This is a genomic window from Limnohabitans parvus II-B4 (assembly GCF_003063455.1).
Taxonomy (GTDB): Bacteria; Pseudomonadota; Gammaproteobacteria; order Burkholderiales; family Burkholderiaceae_C; genus Limnohabitans_A; species Limnohabitans_A parvus.
Genome location: NZ_NESN01000002.1, coordinates 716,153 through 736,189 on the forward strand (window position 1 = coordinate 716,153; position 20,037 = coordinate 736,189).

Genomic DNA, 20,037 nt, shown 5'->3' on the forward strand with positions numbered 1-20,037 from the left:
CCGGGCCTCCGGGGGTTTACCTTGAGTTGCCTTGCTTTTCAATAAGGGGCGGCGCATAGTGGGGCTGAATCACCTGAACAGGTGGTTTCGGAGCCCCGCTTCGGCGGGGCTTTTTCTACCCTGAATCTATGGAGGCGACGACTATGAATTTAACCATCAGCGGGCACCATCTGGAAGTGACCCCGGCCTTGCGCCAGTACGTCACAGGGAAGCTCGACCGCATCACCCGGCATTTCGATCAGGTGGTCGACGTCAAAGTGCTGCTGACCGTCGAGAAGCAGAAAGAAAAGGAAAAGCGCCAGCGCGCTGAATGCAACATCCACGTGAAAGGCAATGACCTCTTTGCAGAAAGCGCCCACGAAGATTTGTACGCCGCCGTCGATGAACTGGTGGACAAACTGGACCGCCAAGTGGTCAAACACAAAGACCGCATCACCGACCACCACCACAGCGCGCCCAAGCGCATGATGTGATGGGGTTTCAACCGATCTGACTCAAGGCCGCCAAGAGCGGCCTTTTTCATGCATAAACGCGGCTGTAGGCTTGGCGTGGTGGCTGCGCATGCCCCCTTGGGCCTGTGGGCAGATACAACTTGCAAGCTTTGTGCCCCGGACGGGTGCATAATCCGGCCTCGACCATGAATCGCCTCTCATCCATATTGCCTGTTGCCCAAGTTCTTGTGGGGGTGGAAGCCACCAGCAAGAAACGTGCATTTGAAGAAGCCGGACTTCTCTTTGAGAACCTGCACGGCCTCTCCCGTGCGTTGGTCACTGACAGCTTGTTCGCCCGGGAGCGTCTCGGCTCGACAGGTCTGGGTCATGGTGTGGCCATTCCGCATGGTCGCATCAAGGGTCTGAAGGCACCGATGGCGGCTGTTTTTCAGTTGGCTCAGCCGATTGGTTTTGACGCCCCCGATGAGCAACCCGTCAACCTGCTGATTTTCTTGCTGGTCCCCGAGGCAGCCACCCAAAAACACCTGGAGATCCTGTCCGAGATCGCCGAGTTGCTGAGTGATTCTGCGCTGCGTGAGCGCATCAAGGGCAGCACGGTTCAAGGTGATTTGCATCAATTGATTGCCCAATGGCAGTCGGCTCAAACCGTCTGAGCTGGCGAAGGCCAGGGCTTTTGCGATGAAACCTTCCGTCATCAGCGCCGATGTCCTGTTTGAGGACCACCGTGGCAAACTGAAATGGCAGTGGGTTGCAGGTTTGGGCGCTTCAGAGCGGCGGTTTGACGAAGTGGCCGTGCGCGAAGCCCGATCGGGTGCCGATTTGGTGGGTTACCTGAACTACATCCACCCTTACCGGGTGCAAATTCTGGGGCCGCGTGAAGTGGCCTACCTGAGCAATGCCACGCCTGAAGACTGCGCACGCAGAATCGCACGCATTGTCACGCTGGAGCCGCCTGTGCTGGTGTTGGCCGATGGCCAGGTGGCGCCCGACGCGCTGCTGTCGATGTGCGAGCGGGCCCAAATTCCGATGTTCTCGACAGACCAGTCGTCGGCGTTCGTCATCGATGTGCTGCGTGCGTATTTGTCCAAGCATTTTGCCGACCGCAGCACCATGCACGGCGTGTTCATGGACATTTTGGGCATGGGCGTGTTGATCACGGGAGAGTCGGGGCTTGGCAAGAGCGAACTGGGCCTGGAGTTGATTTCACGCGGCAACGGTTTGGTGGCCGATGATGCGGTCGATTTGTACCGCATCAACCAAACCACCATCGAGGCGCGTTGCCCCGATTTGTTGCAAAACCTGCTTGAAGTGCGTGGCATCGGCTTGCTCGACATCCGGGCCATCTTTGGTGAAACCGCGGTGCGCCGCAAGATGCGCCTGAAGCTCATTGTTCACCTGGTGCGCCGCGAGACGCTGGAGCGCGATTACGAGCGCTTGCCCTCAGAGCCTCTGGTGCAAGATGTGTTGGGTATCCCCGTGCGCAAAGTCGTGATTCAGGTGGTGGCGGGTCGCAACATCGCCGTGCTGGTCGAGGCCGCTGTGCGCAACACCATTTTGCAAATGCGCGGCATTGACACCTACCAGGACTTCATTGAGCGCCAGCGGCGGGCGATGGAGTAGGCGCCTCGCTTCAGCTCAACCCTGACGGTGGGGGCATGGGTTTTGTGTGCAATGGGCATACAGGCTCAAGGCGTGGTCTGCGATCACAAAACCCTTGGCTTCGGCCACGGCTTGTTGCCGTGATTCGATTTCCGGGTCATAGAACTCTTCTACCCGACCGCAATCGAGGCAAACCATGTGGTCATGGTGTTGCCCTTCGTTGAGTTCATAGACCGCTTTGCCGCTTTCAAAATGGTTGCGACTCAAGAGGCCGGCTTGTTCGAACTGGGTCAGTACCCGGTACACCGTCGCCAGGCCGATGTCGATGTTTTCGCGCAGCAGGTGGCGAAAAACATCTTCGGCCGTCATGTGGCGTTGAGCGCCGCTCTGAAAAACCTCCAGAATTTTCAGCCGCGGCAGTGTGGCTTTCAGACCATTGTTTTTCAGTTCGTCGATTTGGGTCATGTGAAGGGTATCTGGGTATGCAAAACCGGGTTGGACATGAAGCTGCCGCTACAATGACCCGATCATATCGGCCCGCCTTCAACCATGACAGCTTTCCTGACTTTCCCCTTGACAGGCAACCGCCTGGCCATGCTCATTGTTTGCGCAAGTTTGGCGGGTTGCGGGAGCATGTCCAGCTTCACCAGCGACACCTTCAAGCCGTATGTGCCTGAGGTGGTGCAAGGCAACTTTGTGTCCAAAGAGCAGCGGCAGGCGATCAGCCTGGGTATGGCCCGCGCCCAAGTCAAAGACATTTTGGGCACCCCGCTGGTCACAAGCTTGTTTCATGCCGACCGCTGGGATTACGCGTTCAGCATTCGCCGCCAAGGTGTGCCCCCCCAGAGTTTCCAGCTCACCGTGTTTTTTAAAGGCGATGTGGTGGCATCTGTTGAAGGCGGTGACTTGCCCAGCGAGTCCGAATTTGTCGAGCGCTTGGTGCAGCAGCGTCAGGCTGCGAGCGTGCCCAATTTGCAGGCCAGCGAAGAAGACCTGAAGAAGTTTCCGGTGCAAAAAGCGTCTGGCGATGCCCCAGTTTCTGCCCCGCTGCCCGCCAGTTATCCCCCTCTGGAGCCAACACCCCGTTAACGGGGGGTCGGGTCATGTGCCCGATGGCGTGCGTATCTTTCATTCAAAAATGACATGACTCAATTGACCGACTTGCCCATCACCGTCGCAGGCGCCTCTGGCCGCATGGGACACATGCTCATCGAAGCCATCATGGCCTCTGGCGATTGCCGCCTGGCGGGCGCACTCGACATGGTCGCCAGCCCATCTCTGGGGCAAGACGCCGCAGCGCCTTTGGGCAAAACCAGTGGCGTTTTGGTCACGTCGGACTTGCATGCTGGCTTGAAGGATTCGGGTTGCCTGATCGATTTCACGCGACCCGAAGGCACCCTGGCGCACCTGAAGGTGTGCCGCGAACTGGGCGTCAAAGCCGTGATCGGCACGACCGGTTTCACGGACGAGCAAAAAGCCGAAATCGCTGAAATTGCCAAAGACATCGCCATTGTGATGGCCCCCAACATGAGCGTGGGCGTCAACGTCACGCTCAAGCTGCTGCAAATGGCAGCGCAAGCCATGTCGACCGGCTACGACATCGAGATCATCGAAGCCCACCACCGTCACAAGGTCGACGCCCCTTCTGGCACGGCCCTGAAAATGGGCGAAGTCATTGCCGAGGCCATGGGCCGTGACTTGAAAGACTGCGCGGTGTACGAGCGCTATGGCCACACGGGCGAGCGCGATCCGTCCAGCATCGGTTTTGCCACCATTCGGGGCGGTGACATCGTGGGCGACCACACCGTCTTGTTCGCCGGCATTGGTGAACGCATCGAAGTGACCCACAAATCCTCCAGCCGATCCACCTATGCTCAGGGCAGCCTGCGCGCCGTGCGCTACCTGGCCACCCAGCAGCGTGGGCTGTTTGACATGTTCGACGTGTTGAGCCTGCGCTGAACTAGCCAACAGCCCTGTCGCCATGAGCCTCAACGATTTTTTGCTGCACAGTGATCTGGTCAGCCGTTTGCTGGCCTTGGTGTTGCTGGTGCTGTCGGTTGGCAGCTGGGTGGTGATGGTCTGGAAGTGGCGCTTGCTATCGCGGGTGGGCCTGGACATGCGCCGCAGCATTGCGGCGTTTTGGCAGGCCCCGGCATTTGACGATGCCCGTCAGCGCGTGGCCCAGTTTGACCGAGACGCCTGCATCACCCCCTTGCTCGAAGCCACTTTGCTGCCCGTGGGCGGCACCTTGGCTTCTGCGGGAGACCGTCACCCCCAACTGACGCGGGTGTTGCGCGATGCCCTGCAAGGGGTGGTGCGTCGCTTGCAGTGGGGCCAGGTGTGGCTGGCCACGGCCGGGTCCATCTCGCCTTTTGTGGGTCTTTTGGGCACGGTTTGGGGCATCTTCAATGCCCTGACCGGCATGGCCGAAGCTGGGCAACTGACCATCGACAAGGTCGCGGGCCCCGTGGGCGAGGCCTTGATCATGACCGCGGCTGGCTTGGCGGTGGCCATCCCGGCGGTGCTGGGCTACAACGTATTGGGCCGCAAAGTGAACCAGATCGAGGCCGAACTCGAAGGCTTTGCCCACGATCTGCGTGGCTTGCTGGCCGATCCACAGGACTGAGCCATGGCCTTCGGTCGTCTGCAATCCCGCAAGCCGGACGCCCCCATGAGCGAGATCAACGTCACCCCCATGGTGGACGTGATGCTGGTTTTGCTGGTGATTTTCATCCTCACCGCACCGCTGATGACCAGCGCCATCCGACTGGACTTGCCACAAAGCGAAGGTGGCGAAGCAGGCGCATCGCCGCAAGCGGTGTCCTTGGTGGTCGATGCGCAAGGCGCCATTTACTTGAACGACAAACCCATCACCCCAGACGCCCTGCGCTTGCGCCTGGCGGAAGCCGCCAAACGCAACCCCAACACCGAGTTGGAATTGCGCGCCGACGAGTCCGTGCCCTACGGCCGGGTGGTCGAGGCCATGGGCTTGGCCCAAAAAGCAGGCCTGTCTCGCATCGGTTTTGTGGCGCAAACAGCCCCTGCGCCCGCGCGCTGAGTTTTCACACCCCTGACTTGCCTTGTGGGAGGCCGCCCCTGCGGCCGAATGCGTGCTCGTCCAAAGCGGCCATTCGCGAGCAGGGGCTCGCTCCCACAAGAGAATTGGCCTGCCTGGTTTTGCGGGGAGGTCGACCCGCCCCCTCTACAATCGCAGGCTATGCAAGACAAGTACAACCACCTCGAAGTCGAACCCGCAGCGCAGGCCCGCTGGACGGCCCGCGATGCCTACCGCGTCACCGAAGACGCCAGCAAAAAGAAGTTTTACGCCTGCTCCATGCTGCCCTACCCCAGCGGCAAGCTGCACATGGGCCATGTGCGCAACTACACCATCAACGACATGCTCACGCGCAGCCTGCGCATGAAGGGCTTCAACGTCTTGATGCCCATGGGTTGGGACGCGTTTGGCCTGCCCGCCGAAAACGCCGCCTTGAAAAACGGTGTGCCCCCGGCCAAATGGACGTACGAAAACATCGCTTACATGAAAAAGCAGATGCAGGCCATGGGTTTGGCGGTGGACTGGTCCCGTGAAGTGGCCACCTGCGACCCGACTTATTACAAGTGGAACCAGTGGCTGTTCTTGAAGATGCTGGAAAAAGGCATCGCTTACCGCAAGACCCAGGTCGTCAACTGGGACCCGGTGGACCAGACCGTGCTGGCCAACGAGCAGGTCATTGACGGCAAAGGCTGGCGCACAGGTGCTCCGGTCGAAAAACGAGAGATCCCGGGCTATTACCTGAACATCACGTCGTACGCGCAAGAGCTGCTCGACCATGTGCAGATTGGCAACGACAAGGCGACGCTCAACGGCTGGCCCGACAAAGTGCGCCTGATGCAGGAGAACTGGATCGGCAAGTCTGAGGGCGTGCGCTTTGCGTTCCCGCACGACATCCGCGATGCCTCGGGTGCCTTGATTGGCGAAGGCAAGATGTACGTCTTTACCACCCGCGCTGACACCATCATGGGCGTCACGTTTTGCGCGGTGGCCGCCGAGCACCCGCTGGCGCTGCATGCTGCGGCCAGCAACCCTGCATTGGCGGCCTTCCTCGAAGAGTGCAAGTCCGGCGGCACCACCGAGGCCGAAATGGCCACGCAGGAGAAAAAAGGCATGGCCACGGGCCTGTTCGTCACGCACCCGTTGACGGGCGCGCAGGTCGAGGTATGGGTGGGCAATTACGTGCTCATGAGCTATGGCGACGGTGCCGTGATGGGCGTGCCTGCGCACGACGAGCGTGACTTTGCGTTTGCTTTGAAATATGACTTGCCGATCCAGCAGGTGGTTTCCGTGAAAGACCGCGCCTTTGATACAGCCGTCTGGCAAGAGTGGTACGGCGACAAGCAAAACTGCGTGTGCGTCAACTCTGGCGAACTCGACGGCCTGAACCAGAAAGCCGCCGTCACCAAGGTGGCCGAGTTGCTTGCTGCCAAAGGCCTGGGCGAGAAGAAAACCACCTGGCGTCTGCGCGACTGGGGCGTGAGCCGCCAGCGCTACTGGGGCACACCCATCCCGATCATCCATTGCGACGAGCATGGCGCGGTGCCGGTGCCCGAAAAAGACCTGCCCGTGGTGCTGCCCCAAGACTGCATCCCCGATGGCTCAGGCAACCCCTTGCACAAGCACGAAGGTTTCCACGCGGGTGTGACCTGCCCGGTGTGCGGCAAGGCGGCACGCCGCGAGACCGACACCATGGACACCTTTGTGGATTCGTCCTGGTATTTCATGCGCTATTGCGACCCGAAGAACACTGAAAAAATGGTGGCAGAGGGCACCGACTACTGGATGCGCGATCAGAACCAAGCCACTGGCGGCAGCGGCATGGACCAGTACATCGGTGGCATCGAGCACGCCATCCTGCACCTGCTGTACGCACGCTTCTGGACCAAGGTCATGCGTGACCTGGGCTTGGTCAAGGTCGATGAGCCCTTCACCAAATTGCTCACGCAAGGCATGGTGCTCAACCACATTTACTCGCGCCGCACCGCCAAGGGCGGCAAGGATTACTTCTGGCCGCACGACGTCGAGCATGTGCTGGACGAAACCGGCAAGGTCATTGGCGCCAAGCTCAAGAACGAAGCCGACAGTGGCGATGGCCGTCTGCCTGTGGGCACCGCCATCGACTACGAAGGCGTGGGCACCATGTCCAAGTCGAAAAACAACGGCGTGGACCCGCAAGACCTGATCGAAAAATACGGTGCCGACACCGCGCGCCTGTACACCATGTTCACTGCGCCACCCGAAGTGACGCTGGAGTGGAATGATGCGGCCGTGGAAGGCAGCTACCGCTTCTTGCGCCGCGTGTGGAACTTTGGCGTCAAGCACGAAGCTACCTTGAAGGCGGGCATTGCGGTGGACCGCAGCCAGCCGGTGGCGTTCAGCAAGGCCGCCAAAGCGCTGCGCCTCGATATCCACACCGTGCTCAAGCAGGCCAACTACGACTACGAGCGCATGCAGTACAACACCGTCGTCTCGGCGGTGATGAAGATGCTCAACACGCTGGAAGACGCGGCCTTGTCGGCCAGCGCCGAAGACTCGGCCGCCTTGGCTGAAGGCTTCTCCATCTTGCTGCGCGTGCTGTACCCCGCTTGCCCGCACATTGCCGAGCAACTGTGGACCGAATTGGGCTACGCGGCCTGCTGCGGTGAATTGCTCGATGTGGCTTGGCCTGGTGTGGACGAATCGGCCTTGCAGCGCGACGAAATTGAACTCATGCTGCAAATCAACGGCAAGCTGCGCGGGTCCATCCTGGTGCCCGCCACTGCCGACAAGGCGCAAATCGAAGCCTCAGCGCTGGCCAGCGAAGCTTTCGTCAAGCAAGCCGAAGGTGCTGCGCCCAAAAAGGTCATTGTGGTGCCTGGCCGCTTGGTCAACATCGTGGTTTGACCCCGCCATGAAACCCACACGCCGATCCTTTTCAACCGCTTTGGGCTTGGCCTTGGTGACCGCTGGGCTGGCCGGCTGCGGGTTTCAACTGCGTCAAACCAACGACTTCGCGTTCAAAACCCTGTACGCCAATTTCTCAACCACATCGCCTTTGGGTGTGGAGTTGCGGCGCAACTTGTTGGGCGCAGGCCGCATTGAGCTGTTGACCGAGCCCAAGCAGATGCTCAAGGCCGATGCGATCCTCGACATCTTGAGTGAAGAGCGCCGACAAGTGGCGGTGGGTGTGAATGCAGCGGGCCAAGTGCGCGAACTGCAATTGCACTTGCGCGTGCAGTTTCGTTTGCGCACGCCCCAGGGTGTGGACCTGATCGAGCCCGTTTCCTTGGCTCAGCAGCGGGACTTGAGCTTCACCGAAACAGCGGCGCTGTCCAAAGAAATCGAGATGGGCATTCTGTACCGTGACATGCAAACCGACATCGTGCAGCAGATCATGCGCCGTCTGTCGGCGGTCAAACCCCGCAACTTGCCCGCGCCTGCGCCGGCCACTGTGCCCGAGGTAACGCCGGCCCCCGGGTCGGCGGCCAAGCCCTGATGGCCATGTCCTGAACGCACGCATGCAACTGGCCCTTCCTCAGCTGTCAGCGCACCTGCAAAAAGGGCTGCGCAGCCTGTATGTTTTGCATGGCGACGAGCCCTTGCTCATTCAGGAGGCCGCCGATGCGATCCGCGCCGCTGCGCGTGCCCAGGGCTACACCGAGCGCAGCGTACACACCGTGTCGGGCGCGCATTTCGACTGGAGCGAAGTGCTGGCCGCAGGGGGCTCGCTCAGCCTGTTTGCTGACAAGCAAATCGTGGAAGTGCGGGTGCCGTCCGGCAAACCTGGCAAAGAAGGCAGCACCGCCATCCAGCAATTAGCGGCATCCGCGCAGGGCAATGACACGACCCTCACTTTGTTTTTGTTGCCGCGTCTCGATGCCGCCACCCGCAAAGGGGCTTGGTTTGGCGCGTTGGAAAACTCGGGTGTGTCGATCCAGATCGATCCGGTCGAGCGCAACGCCTTGCCGCAGTGGATCGCGCAGCGCCTGCAGCAGCAAGGCCAGCGTGTGGTGGCGGGCGAAGAAGGCCAACGCACGCTGCAGTTGTTTGCCGATCGCGTAGAGGGCAACTTGCTGGCTGCCCATCAAGAGATTCAAAAGCTCGGTTTGCTCCACCCGCCCGGAGAACTCAGCCAGGAGCAGGTCGAGACCGCCGTGGTCAATGTGGCCCGTTACGACGTCTTCAAGCTGTCGGAAGCCGTGCTCTCGGGCCAGGTGGCCCGCGTGCAGCGCATGCTCGATGGCCTGCAGGCCGAAGGCGAGGCCGCCGTGCTGGTGCACTACACGCTGGCCGAAGACATCCGCGCCCTCAAACGCGTGAAAGACGCCATCGCCGCAGGCAAACCCATGCCCATGGCCTTGCGAGAGCAGCGTGTCTGGGGCCCGCGCGAGCGTTTGTTCGAGCGCGTGCTGCCCCGCATGACCGAAGCCCGCCTGAACGGCCTGCTGCAAGCAGCGCATCAGGTGGACGGCATCGTCAAGGGCCTCGAAGTGCCCGAATGGCCCACCGACGGCTGGCAGGCCCTGCAACGCCTGGCCGTGCGCTTTTCGCGCTTTTGCATCGTTCGTTGATTCGGCTGGCTGCCCATGTCATACCCGGCTTGACCGGGTATCCATGACAGCCGAAGGCATGGACCCCCGATCGAGTCGGGGGTGACAAAAACTTTGTCCGCATCTGCGAAAATGGCCGAATGACTGAATTGAACACCGCCGAACACGTCCATACGCTGGGCCAGCAGGCCAAAAAAGCCTCGGCCTTGATGGCCAAGGCATCGGCTGCCACCAAAAACAAGGCCTTGCGCCATCTGGCAGCCTTGCTGCGCGACAACACCGACGCTTTGCAGCTGGACAACGCGAAAGACCTGGAACGTGCCCGCGCTGCCGGGCTGGCCGAGCCCATGGTGGACCGCCTGAAACTCACGCCCAAAGTGCTGGAAACTTGTGCTCTAGGCTGCGAGCAGTTGGCGGCCATGCCCGATGTGATCGGCGAGATCATCGGCATGAAACAGGTGCCCAGCGGCATTCGAGTGGGCCAGATGCGGGTGCCGATTGGCGTGTTCGGCATGATTTTCGAGAGCCGTCCCAACGTGACCATCGAGGCAGCCAGCCTGTCCATCAAGAGCGGCAACGCCTGCATCTTGCGTGGTGGCTCCGAAGCCATCGAGTCGAACAAAGCCTTGGCCAAATTGGTGCAGCAAGCCCTGACCGACAGCGGCCTGCCTGTGGATGCGGTACAGCTGGTGCAAACCACCGACCGCGCCGCTGTGGGCCAACTGATCACCATGCCGCAGTTTGTGGACGTGGTCATCCCGCGTGGCGGCAAGGGCCTGATCGAGCGCATCAGCGCCGAAGCCAAAGTGCCCGTCATCAAGCACCTGGACGGCAATTGCCACACCTATGTGGACGACCCGTGTGACATCGACATGGCCGTGAAAGTGGCCGATAACGCCAAAACCAACAAATACAGCCCCTGCAACGCCAGCGAGGGCTTGCTGGTGGCGCGAGGCGTGGCTGCCGAGTTTTTGCCCCGAATTGGTGCTATTTATGCCGCCAAAGGCGTCGAAATGCGCTGCTGCCCCAAGGCCAAGACCATCCTGAGCCAAGTCGTCGGTGCCCAGCTGAAAGACGCCACCGAGCAAGATTGGTTCGAGGAATACCTCGCACCCATCATCAGCATCAAAGTGGTCGAAGGGGTGGATGAGGCGATAGCCCACATCAACCACTACAGCAGCCACCACACCGACGCCATCCTGACCCGAGACCACATGCACGCTCAGCGCTTTTTGCGCGAGGTGGACTCGGCCAGTGTCATGGTCAACGCCAGCACCCGCTTTGCGGATGGCTTCGAGTATGGTTTGGGGGCTGAAATCGGCATTTCGACCGACAAATTTCATGCCCGTGGCCCGGTGGGCATTGAAGGGCTCACATCACTCAAATATGTGGTCTTGGGCGAAGGCGAAGTCCGCACTTGATCTGTTTGTCTTGGGTGGTCGGGCTCACATGCCCTTGACTGCTGTCCGGTCAGTGCTTGCAAACGCGCCGACCGGCCCCATATGATTTCCTTGTTTTCGTCTCTTCAGCCCCATAAAGGTCGCCCATGGTTCCCCATCTTGTCACTGCCCTGAACGGCCCTATCAATGAGCTGGAGCAGCGCATCCTCGACTCCATGCCCGCGATCGAACGCTGGTTCCGCTTGGAGTGGATGGAGCACACCCCGCCTTTCTACACCTCGGTCGACATCCGCAATGCCGGCTTCAAACTGGCTCCGGTGGACACCAACCTTTACCCAGGCGGTTGGAACAACCTGACGCAAGAAATGTTGCCTTTGGCCGTTCAAGCGGCCCAAGCGGCCGTCGAGAAGATCTGCCCTGAGGCCAAAAACCTGCTGATCATTCCGGAAAACCACACCCGCAACACCTTCTACCTGACGAACGTGCTGCAGTTGCAGCGCATCTTCCACATGGCGGGCCTGAATGTCCGCATCGGGTCGATCAACCCCGAAATCAAGGAAACGACGACCATTGAGCTGCCCAACGGCGAAAGCGTCACCCTAGAACCCGTGGTGCGCAGCAAGCACCGCCTGGGCCTGAAAGACTTTGACCCCTGCACCATCTTGCTCAACAACGACTTGTCGGCAGGAGCCCCGGGCATCCTGGAAGACCTGCACGAGCAATACCTGCTGCCCCCCCTGCACGCAGGCTGGAGCGTGCGCCGCAAAACCAAGCACTTCCAGAGCTACGAAGAAGTGGCCAAGCGTTTTGGCAAGCTGCTGGGCATTGACCCTTGGCTGATCAACCCGATGTTCAGCCAGTGCGGCGACGTCAACTTTGCCGAAGGCACGGGCATGGACTGCCTGCGCAGCAATGTGGACGCGCTGCTGACCAAGATCAAGCGCAAGTACAAGGAATACGGCATCAATGAAAAGCCGTTTGTGGTGGTCAAGGCCGACAACGGCACCTACGGCATGGGCATCATGACCGTGCGTGACGTGTCCGATCTGGACGCATTGAACCGCAAGACCCGCAACAAGATGAACGTCATCAAAGACGGCCAGACCGTCAACGACGTCATCATCCAAGAAGGCGTGCTGACCAACGAGCGCATCAACGACGCCGTGGCCGAGCCGGTGGTGTACATGATGGACCGCTACGTGGTGGGTGGGTTTTACCGGGTGCATGCCGAGCGCGGCGTGGACGAAAACCTGAACGCTCCGGGCGCCAGCTTTGTGCCCTTGGCCTTTGCCGACACACCGCACCTGCCTCAGCCGGGCGTCAAACCCGGTGCCAGCGTGCCCAACCGCTTTTACATGTACGGCGTGATTGGCCGTTTGGCCATGCTGGCGGCCAGTTACGAGTTGGAAGCCACCGACCCTGAGGCTGAGGTTTACGACTAAAGTTGTTGCACTGCAACAAAATCCCCAAAGAGACGGTGACACGCGGCGGGAATCGGGCGCAAAATAGCCCACTTGTTTTACATCAGGCTTGACCCGCGTCAGGTCATCGCCCGTGTCCTCTACCCGTTCTTCACTCGTCGCACTGACTTTGGGCGCCATTGGCGTGGTTTACGGCGACATCGGCACCAGTGTGCTGTATGCGATGAAAGAGGTCTTTGGCTCCGGCCACGTACCGTTCACGCCCGACAACGTCTACGGCATCCTGTCGATCTTTTTCTGGACCTTGACCACCATCGTGTCGGTCAAATACGTGGTGTTGGTGCTGCGTGCTGACAACCATGGCGAGGGCGGGCTGGTGGCCATGTTGGCGCTGGCTTCGCAATCTGTCAAAGACCGGCCCCAGTTGCGCAAAGTGCTGCTGGTGGTGGGCATCTTCGGCACCTGCCTGTTTTATGGCGACGGGGTCATCACCCCGGCCATTTCCGTGCTCTCGGCGGTTGAGGGCCTGGAAGTCATTTCTCCCACATTCAAAAAATCGGTGATTCCGCTCACCTTGGTGATCTTGTTCCTGTTGTTTTGGGTGCAAAAACGCGGCACGGCGGGCATCGGTAAGTTTTTTGGCCCCATCACCTTGGTGTGGTTTGCCACCATCGCGGTGTTGGGTGTCTCGCACATTGTTCAACGCCCTGAAATCCTGTTGGCCATCAGTCCGCACTATGCCCTGGGCTTCATGTGGAACGAACCAGGTACCACCTTCATCATTTTGGGTGCTGTGGTCTTGTGTGTGACCGGTGGTGAAGCCTTGTACGCTGACATGGGTCACTTTGGCAAAAAGCCGATCCGTCTGGCTTGGTTCAGTGTGGTCATGCCTTGCTTGACCCTGAACTATTTTGGCCAAGGCGCCTTGTTGCTGGCCGAGCCCTCGGCCGTGAAAAACCCGTTTTACATGATGGCCCCCGACTGGGCCTTGGTGCCCTTGGTCGGCTTGGCCACCATGGCCACCGTCATTGCGTCGCAGGCGCTGATCTCCGGGGCTTTCAGCGTGACCAAACAAGTCATTCAGCTGGGCTATTTGCCACGCTTGCAGGTGCAACACACCAGCGAAACCGACACCGGCCAAATCTACATGCCCTTTGTGAACTGGGGCCTGTTTGTGGCCATCGTGTTGGCCGTGGTCATGTTCAAGTCGTCCAGCAACTTGGCAGCCGCCTACGGCATTGCCGTGTGCACCGACATGTTGATCACCACTGTGCTCACCTTCTTCGTCATCCGCTACGCCTGGAAGCTACCGCTGGCGCTGTGCATCGGTGCGACAGGCTTCTTCTTTGTGGTTGATCTGGCCTTCTGGGCATCGAACCTGCTCAAACTGTTTGACGGGGGTTGGTTCCCCCTGTTCATTGGCGCGGCTGTGTTCACGCTCATGTTGACTTGGCACGATGGCCGCCGCTTGCTCAATGACTCTTTGCGCTCGGATGCGCTGAAGCTGAGCGATTTTCTGGAAGCTGTTTTTGTGGCGCCCCCGACGAGGGTGGAAGGCACTGCGGTGTTCCTGACCGCCGAGACAGGCGCTGTGCCCAACGCTTTGCTGCACAACCTCAAGCACAACAAGATCCTGCACGAGCGCAATTTGTTTGTCACCGTGCGCAGCCACGAAGTGCCCCGCGTCGACGCAGACCAGCGCCTGGACGTGACACCGTTGGGCAATGACTGCTGGCAAGTCATCGTCAACTACGGCTTCAAGGACAACCCCGATCTGCCCTCTGCTTTGGCCACCATCGAAGGTGAAGGCTACAAGCTGGACCCGATGATGACCAGCTACTTCCTGTCACGCGACATCGTGATCCCGACCATTGGCGGCGGCATGGCCACCTGGCGCGAAAAACTCTTTGCCCAGATGCACCACAACGCCAGCGCAGCGGCCGAGTTTTTGAACTTGCCTACCAACGCGGTGGTGGAGCTGGGTTCGAAGATCGAAATCTGACCCTCCAATGTCACACCCGGCTTGACCGGGTGTCCATGACATCTGAAGTCTGGATACCCGCATTCGCGGGTATGACAGACGCAGCGGGTATGACAGACGCAGTGGGTATGACAGACGCAGTGGCTCCGTCAACCATTCGCGAGCAGGGGCTCGCTCCCATAAGAATCAATCGGGGTCAGATCCCGATGAATTCAACGCACCCATCGCCTCGCCCATCACGATCGGCCGGGTGGGCGTCCAGTCGGCGTTGAACTGCATAACCCCTTTGGGGAACAGCATCACCACAGTCGAGCCGAGCAAAAAGCGGCCCATCTCTTCGCCTTGCGCCAACGTGATGTTGCCCATTTCGTAGGCCCATTCGCGCACCGTGCCCGGGCGCGGCGGGTTAACCACCCCATGCCACACGGTGGCCATGCTGCCCACGATCGTGGCGCCCACCAGCACCATCACAAACGGGCCGTGCTCGCCTTCAAACACACACACCACGCGCTCGTTGCGCGCAAACAGGCCTGGCACGCCGCGTGCCGCGGTCGGGTTCACTGAGAACAGATCGCCCGGCACGTAAATCATTCGGGTCAAGCGGCCCGCGCAAGGCATGTGGATGCGGTGGTAATCGCGTGGGCTGAGGTAGAGCGTGGCAAATTCGCCGTCCTGAAACTGGGCGGCCAGCGCCGCATCGCCGCCCACCAGCGCCTGCGTGCTGTAGCTGTGGCCTTTGGCCTGGAACACCTGGTCGCCCACGATGGGGCCGCACTGGCTGATCGCGCCGTCCACGGGGCTGACACAATCAGCCGCAGCCAGCGGGCGGGCGCTGGGTTTCAGCGGGCGTGTAAAAAATTCATTGAAGCTCTTGTAGCTGGCCGTATCCGGATTGGCCGCTTCGGCCATGTTCACGTTGTAGCGCCGCACAAAGCGGTCGATGATGCCGGTGGTCACGCCCCCCCATTGGCTGCCCGCCACCCAGCCCGCAAAGACGGTCAAGGCTTGTTTGGGAATCAGGTATTGCGGCAAGACCGCCAAGCGGTCAGAAAAGGAAGGGGACATGAGGGGGCCGCCAAAGCGGTTCAAGACAATGCCCCGATTTTATCGGGCGCTGGCCGCGGGTTTCCCCTGTGAGAGGCAGCCTCGGCAGCCGAATGCTTGCGCCACAGCAGGCACAATCTGGCGATGAACACCCCTTTACTTTCGGTCGATCACTTGGTCAAACGCTACGGCGACGCCACGGTGGTCAACGACCTGTCTTTCCACATCGAGCCCGGCGAATGCCTGGGCGTGATTGGCCCCAACGGTGCCGGCAAAACCACCACGCTGCGCATGTGCCTGGGCCTCTCGCAGCCAGACGGCGGCGACATCGTGTACTTTGACGACCAGCAAATGCCGCGAGACGCACTGGCCATCAAGGCCCGGCTGGGCGTGGTCGCGCAAATGGACACGCTGGACCCGGACTTCACCGCCGAAGAAAACCTGCTGGTGTTTGGCCGTTACTTCGGCCTGCCCGACACCACCATCCGTGAGCGTATTCCCAAACTGCTGGAGTTTGCCGCGCTCACCCACAAGGCCAAAGCCAAGCCGGGTGAGCTGTCGGGCGGCATGAAGCGCCGCCTGAGCTTGGCGCGCGCCCTCATCAACCACCCCCAACTGCTCATGCTGGACGAGCCCACCACAGGCCTGGACCCGCAAGCGCGGCACCTCATGTGGGAGCGCCTGCAAGTGCTGCTGCAAGAAGGCAAATCCATCTTGCTCACCACTCACTTCATGGACGAGGCCGAGCGTTTGTGCAGTCGTCTTTTGGTCTTGGACCAAGGCCGCAAGATCGCCGAAGGCAAACCCCGCGATTTGATTGCCCAGCACCTGGAGCCCGAAGTGGTCGAGGTGTTTGGACAAGGCGCGGTGGCACTGGCGCAAGAAGCCGGTTTGAAAGCGCTGGCAGGCCGGGTCGAGGTCAGCGGTGAAACGGTTTTCTTCTACACCCACGACAGCCGTTCGCTGCTGGCGGCTCTGCAGGCCTGGCCTTCGCTGCGCACCCTGCACCGACCTTCCAACCTGGAAGACCTGTTTTTGAAATTGACCGGACGCCAGATCCGAGAGGAAGGCTGATCATGAGTCAAATTCAAAACAACATCTGGGCCGCGCCCCGTCTGTCCATGCGCTGGTGGCCCGTGTTTTTGCGCAACTGGCTGGTCTGGAAAAAACTCGCCATCCCCAGCTTGGTGGGCAACATTGCCGAGCCCTTGATGTGGCTGGTGGCCTTTGGCTACGGCCTGGGGGCCTTGGTCGGGCAGATCGAGCTGGGCGGCGAGAAAGTGCCCTACATCCTGTTTCTGGCCAGCGGCAGCATCTGCATGAGCGCCATGAACGCGGCCACCTTTGAGGCGCTGTACTCGGCGTTCTCGCGCATGCATGTGCAAAAAACCTGGGACGGCATCATGAACGCCCCGGTGCGATTGGACGACGTGGTGCTGGCCGAAATGCTCTGGGCCGCCTTCAAGTCGCTGTTCACCGTCACGGCGATCTTGGGCGTGATGATGGCCTTGGGCATCAGCCACAGCTGGAAGCTCTTGGTGGCCTGGCCCGTGCTGCTGGGCGTGGGCATCACCTTCAGCTGCATGGCGCTGATCTTCAACGCGTTGGCCAAGGGCTACGACTTTTTCACCTATTACTTCACACTGTTCCTCACGCCCATGATGTTCTTGTCAGGCATCTTTTTCCCGCGTGAACAACTGCCAGGTTTTGTGCGCGTGATCGCCGATTGGCTGCCGCTGTCGGTGGCGGTGGACTTGGTGCGCCCGCTGTTTTTGGACCGCTGGCCAGAGCATCCGCTGCGCAACGTGCTGGTGCTGGCGGGGTTTGCGGTGGTGTCTTTCTGGATTGCGCTGGCGTTGACGAGGAAGCGGTTCAGGAGCTGAGCCGCATGCTCGCATGAAACACTAAGTTTTTCTATCAATGTATATGTCATACTTGATATACTTTATTAGAAATTGATAAATTTCATGCCACAGGAGAAGCCATGGATCCCGTGAGAAACCCATTTGCCCCCGGCGCCGGAAGTAGACCGCCAGAGCTTGCCGGACGGGAAGCCATACTCCAAGACGCGCAGATCGCCATTCAAAGGGCGCTTTTGGGTAAACCCAGTCGCTCACAGATGCTGCTTGGCTTGCGTGGCGTAGGAAAGACGGTACTGCTGAACAAAATCGAATTGATGGCCGAAGCGGCGGGGCACGTGACATCTTCGATCGAAGCGCCAGAGGGAAAAGCGCTCAGTGAATTGCTCGTGCCCAAAATCAATCAAGCTTTGCGCAAGCTCTCGGCTTCAGAGAATGCGAAGGCTAAAACCCACCAGGCGCTTCGGGCACTTCGCTCTTTTGCTTCTGCGTTCAAGCTCTCGTATGGAGATGCATCAATTTCGGTTGATCCGGAATTAGGCGTTGCGGACAGCGGAGATATGGAGGCGGACCTGCCCGAATTGTTCGTACGTGTCGGCGAGGCGGCTAAGGCCGCGGGCAAAGCATGGAGCCTTCTCATTGACGAAGTGCAGTACCTGCGCTCTAAAGATCTGGCCGCTTTGATCGTGGCGCTCCACAAAGTGAATCAAAGAGATCTGCCTGTGTTGTTCTTCGGTGCGGGGCTGCCACAGGTTGCAGCTCTTTCGGGGGATGCGAAATCCTATGCTGAGCGGCTCTTTCATTACCCAGCGGTGGGTGCGCTGGAAGACGAGGACGTCGAAACCGCCATCAGGCAGCCCATCCAAGCTGAGGGTGAGGAGATAGACGACAAAGCGATCAGCGAGATTCTGGCAAAGACCAAAGGCTATCCCTACTTTTTGCAGGAGTGGGGCTATCAGTGCTGGAACCTCGCCGAGGGTCCGCGCATCAAGCTAGAGGATGCCTCGAAGGCGGCAGGAGAGGCGACAAAACGGCTAGACGAAGGCTTCTTTAAGGTGCGATTTGATCGCTTGACGCCAAAGGAGCGAGAGTACGTGATCGCTATGGCGAAGCTTGGCGCTGGGCCCTACAGATCATCAGACATCGCAGACGCACTGAAGGAAACCCATCAAAGTCTGGGGCCGCGTCGTGCGCAGATCATCAGCAAGGGAATGATCTACAGCCCATCTCACGGCGATATCGCCTTCACCGTTCCCTTGTTCAACGAGTACTTGATCCGCAACTACGTGCAAAAACCAAGCCAAGCGTAGCAGAGCGTTAGGTCACTGTGCCCACTGCTTGCGATGGACGATGGGTGCATTAGGCTGCTCGGTTGTTTGCCAACCCTTGCACCCACGCCATCTGCCCAGGCAGACAACGCGTCTCCAGATCGTAGTTTTCCACCGCAAATGCCCGCGCCTGCGCCCCCAGCCGCGCACGTTCTGCTGGGTTTTCGCACAAGTCAATCACCTGTTGCGCCAGCGCCGCAGGGTCAAAAAAGTCCACCAGTTGCCCGGTCTCGCCGTGGCGAATCGCTTCGCGCACCGGGGCGGTGTCGCTGGCCACGATGGCGCAGCCTGCGCTCATGGCTTCGAGCAGGCTCCAGCTGAGCACAAAGGGGTAGGTCAGGTACACGTGCACGGTGGACACCTGCAGCACGCGCAAAAAATCGGCATAGGGCACCTTGCCCACAAAGTGCAGACGCGATACGTCCAGATCGCCTTTGACTTCGTTCAGAAAAATATCGCGCCAAGTTTGGGGTTTGCCGTCGGGGCCGGGGGGCGGTGCCGCGCCGTAGCTGACCTCGTTGCCGCCAATGATGACTACGCGGGCTTTGGGGCGGGCTTTCAGAATGGCGGGCAGCGCCCGCATGAACTGGTGGTAGCCGCGGTAGGGCTCTAGGTTGCGGTTGACGAAGGTGATGACTTCGTCGCCCTGCCCCAGTTGCAATACGCCTTGCGCGGTTTGCACACGGATGCGGGCGCTGGGGTCAGGTCTGATCAGATCTGTGCGGATGCCGTCGTGGATGACGGCGATGCGCGAGGCAAAAGGCTCGGGGAACAGCGAGGCCTGCCAGTGTGTGGGAGCGATGCCCGCGTGCGCACGCGCAAAGTGCAGCTCGTAGTTGGCGTTTTTCATCTGCAGGCGGCAGGCGTTGTCGGTGTCCGGGTTGCCGAACTCCGGGTCAAAGCCGACGTCCGCGCCTTGGTGCTGGTAGAAAAATTCGCAATAAATGCCCAGCCGCGCTTGGGGCCAGACTTGCTGCAAGAACAGGCTTTCGCCCCAACCAGGGTGGGCCACGATCACATCGGGCACAAAGCCTTGTTCGCGCAGTTTCATGGCGGCTTGCCAAGTGGCTTCGCCGCGCAGGGTTTTGACCTCCAGGTCGGCCACCCAGCGGTGCGTGCCTTGGCCGGGTCGGCCCGCGACCGGGTAGCGCACCAGTTCCACGCCCGGCACAGGCGGGCAGGCGTTGATGTGCAGGGCCACCACGCGGTGGCCTTGGCGTGCCATGGCAGGGGCCAGGTGCTTGAACTGGCCCGGGAAATTCTGGTGGACGAAAAGGATGTTCATGGTGTCTTGCCTGAGCGCGAATCATCGCATGTCCACAGGGTGTCAGGGTGGCGTGAAGTCGCCCCGTTAAGATGGCTGTTGAAC

19 protein-coding genes are annotated in these 20,037 nt (G+C 60.2%); 16 read left to right on the plus strand and 3 right to left on the minus strand.

What is annotated here, in order from left to right; genetic code table 11:
- Positions 1 to 143 precede the first annotated feature (143 nt).
- The 3 genes from hpf (at position 144) to hprK (ending at position 2,072) form a co-directional block, all read left to right on the plus strand.
- Positions 144 to 473 carry a ribosome hibernation-promoting factor, HPF/YfiA family gene (gene hpf, locus B9Z37_RS08135; protein WP_019429675.1) on the plus strand — a complete coding sequence of 110 codons (330 nt, stop codon included), beginning with the start codon at positions 144 to 146 and terminating at the stop codon, positions 471 to 473.
- Positions 474 to 637: 164 nt separating this feature from the next.
- The gene (locus tag B9Z37_RS08140) at positions 638 to 1,105 is read left to right on the plus strand and encodes a PTS sugar transporter subunit IIA (RefSeq protein WP_108312454.1); all 468 of its coding nucleotides are present in this window, start codon (positions 638 to 640) and stop codon (positions 1,103 to 1,105) included.
- A 25-nt stretch (positions 1,106 to 1,130) separates the two neighbouring features.
- Positions 1,131 to 2,072, plus strand: a complete 942-nt coding sequence (hprK, locus tag B9Z37_RS08145) for an HPr(Ser) kinase/phosphatase (protein WP_108312455.1) — start codon at positions 1,131 to 1,133, stop codon at positions 2,070 to 2,072.
- Between the two features lie 15 nt (positions 2,073 to 2,087).
- On the opposite strand, the gene fur is transcribed toward hprK, so the two are convergent.
- On the minus strand, positions 2,088 to 2,516 hold the full coding sequence (gene fur, locus B9Z37_RS08150; RefSeq protein ID WP_108312456.1) for a ferric iron uptake transcriptional regulator: 429 nt from the start codon (positions 2,514 to 2,516) through the stop codon (positions 2,088 to 2,090).
- Positions 2,517 to 2,600: 84 nt separating this feature from the next.
- Here fur and B9Z37_RS08155 point away from each other — a divergent pair, with 84 nt between their 5' ends.
- The 10 genes from B9Z37_RS08155 to B9Z37_RS08200 all read left to right on the plus strand — a co-directional run bounded on the left by B9Z37_RS08155 (position 2,601) and on the right by B9Z37_RS08200 (position 14,458).
- Positions 2,601 to 3,140, plus strand: coding sequence for an outer membrane protein assembly factor BamE (locus B9Z37_RS08155; protein ID WP_108312457.1), 540 nt, complete (start codon positions 2,601 to 2,603; stop codon positions 3,138 to 3,140).
- Between the two features lie 54 nt (positions 3,141 to 3,194).
- A complete protein-coding gene (gene dapB / locus B9Z37_RS08160) occupies positions 3,195 to 4,010 on the plus strand; it encodes a 4-hydroxy-tetrahydrodipicolinate reductase (RefSeq protein ID WP_108312458.1) in 816 nt (271 codons plus the stop codon).
- 22 nt (positions 4,011 to 4,032) lie between these two features.
- Positions 4,033 to 4,677: a MotA/TolQ/ExbB proton channel family protein gene (locus tag B9Z37_RS08165; protein WP_108312459.1), complete on the plus strand. Its 645-nt coding sequence runs from the start codon at positions 4,033 to 4,035 to the stop codon at positions 4,675 to 4,677.
- 3 nt (positions 4,678 to 4,680) lie between these two features.
- Positions 4,681 to 5,109 carry an ExbD/TolR family protein gene (locus B9Z37_RS08170; RefSeq protein WP_108312460.1) on the plus strand — a complete coding sequence of 143 codons (429 nt, stop codon included), beginning with the start codon at positions 4,681 to 4,683 and terminating at the stop codon, positions 5,107 to 5,109.
- Between the two features lie 159 nt (positions 5,110 to 5,268).
- Positions 5,269 to 7,989 carry a leucine--tRNA ligase gene (gene leuS, locus B9Z37_RS08175; RefSeq protein WP_108312461.1) on the plus strand — a complete coding sequence of 907 codons (2,721 nt, stop codon included), beginning with the start codon at positions 5,269 to 5,271 and terminating at the stop codon, positions 7,987 to 7,989.
- 7 nt (positions 7,990 to 7,996) lie between these two features.
- On the plus strand, positions 7,997 to 8,581 hold the full coding sequence (locus B9Z37_RS08180; protein ID WP_108312462.1) for an LPS-assembly lipoprotein LptE: 585 nt from the start codon (positions 7,997 to 7,999) through the stop codon (positions 8,579 to 8,581).
- Between the two features lie 22 nt (positions 8,582 to 8,603).
- Positions 8,604 to 9,656: a DNA polymerase III subunit delta gene (gene holA, locus B9Z37_RS08185; protein WP_108312463.1), complete on the plus strand. Its 1,053-nt coding sequence runs from the start codon at positions 8,604 to 8,606 to the stop codon at positions 9,654 to 9,656.
- Between the two features lie 119 nt (positions 9,657 to 9,775).
- The gene (locus B9Z37_RS08190; RefSeq protein ID WP_108312464.1) at positions 9,776 to 11,056 is read left to right on the plus strand and encodes a glutamate-5-semialdehyde dehydrogenase; all 1,281 of its coding nucleotides are present in this window, start codon (positions 9,776 to 9,778) and stop codon (positions 11,054 to 11,056) included.
- A 125-nt stretch (positions 11,057 to 11,181) separates the two neighbouring features.
- Positions 11,182 to 12,477 carry a glutamate--cysteine ligase gene (gshA, locus tag B9Z37_RS08195; RefSeq protein ID WP_108312465.1) on the plus strand — a complete coding sequence of 432 codons (1,296 nt, stop codon included), beginning with the start codon at positions 11,182 to 11,184 and terminating at the stop codon, positions 12,475 to 12,477.
- Positions 12,478 to 12,589: 112 nt separating this feature from the next.
- Positions 12,590 to 14,458, plus strand: a complete 1,869-nt coding sequence (locus B9Z37_RS08200; RefSeq protein WP_167394344.1) for a potassium transporter Kup — start codon at positions 12,590 to 12,592, stop codon at positions 14,456 to 14,458.
- 165 nt (positions 14,459 to 14,623) lie between these two features.
- Here the strand turns inward: B9Z37_RS08200 and asd are convergent, their stop codons facing one another.
- The gene (asd, locus tag B9Z37_RS08205; RefSeq protein WP_108312466.1) at positions 14,624 to 15,502 is read right to left on the minus strand and encodes an archaetidylserine decarboxylase; all 879 of its coding nucleotides are present in this window, start codon (positions 15,500 to 15,502) and stop codon (positions 14,624 to 14,626) included.
- A gap of 123 nt (positions 15,503 to 15,625) precedes the next feature.
- Between asd and B9Z37_RS08210 the strand changes: the two genes are divergently transcribed.
- From B9Z37_RS08210 to B9Z37_RS08220, 3 genes are all read left to right on the plus strand, one after another.
- Complete coding sequence (locus B9Z37_RS08210) at positions 15,626 to 16,555, plus strand: ATP-binding cassette domain-containing protein (RefSeq protein WP_108312467.1); 930 nt, start codon at positions 15,626 to 15,628, stop codon at positions 16,553 to 16,555.
- 2 nt (positions 16,556 to 16,557) lie between these two features.
- Positions 16,558 to 17,364, plus strand: coding sequence for an ABC transporter permease (locus tag B9Z37_RS08215; RefSeq protein ID WP_108312468.1), 807 nt, complete (start codon positions 16,558 to 16,560; stop codon positions 17,362 to 17,364).
- Positions 17,365 to 17,465: 101 nt separating this feature from the next.
- The gene (locus tag B9Z37_RS08220; protein ID WP_108312469.1) at positions 17,466 to 18,650 is read left to right on the plus strand and encodes an ATP-binding protein; all 1,185 of its coding nucleotides are present in this window, start codon (positions 17,466 to 17,468) and stop codon (positions 18,648 to 18,650) included.
- A 49-nt stretch (positions 18,651 to 18,699) separates the two neighbouring features.
- On the opposite strand, the gene B9Z37_RS08225 is transcribed toward B9Z37_RS08220, so the two are convergent.
- Positions 18,700 to 19,953 carry a glycosyltransferase family 4 protein gene (locus tag B9Z37_RS08225; protein WP_108312470.1) on the minus strand — a complete coding sequence of 418 codons (1,254 nt, stop codon included), beginning with the start codon at positions 19,951 to 19,953 and terminating at the stop codon, positions 18,700 to 18,702.
- Positions 19,954 to 20,037: the final 84 nt, after the last annotated feature.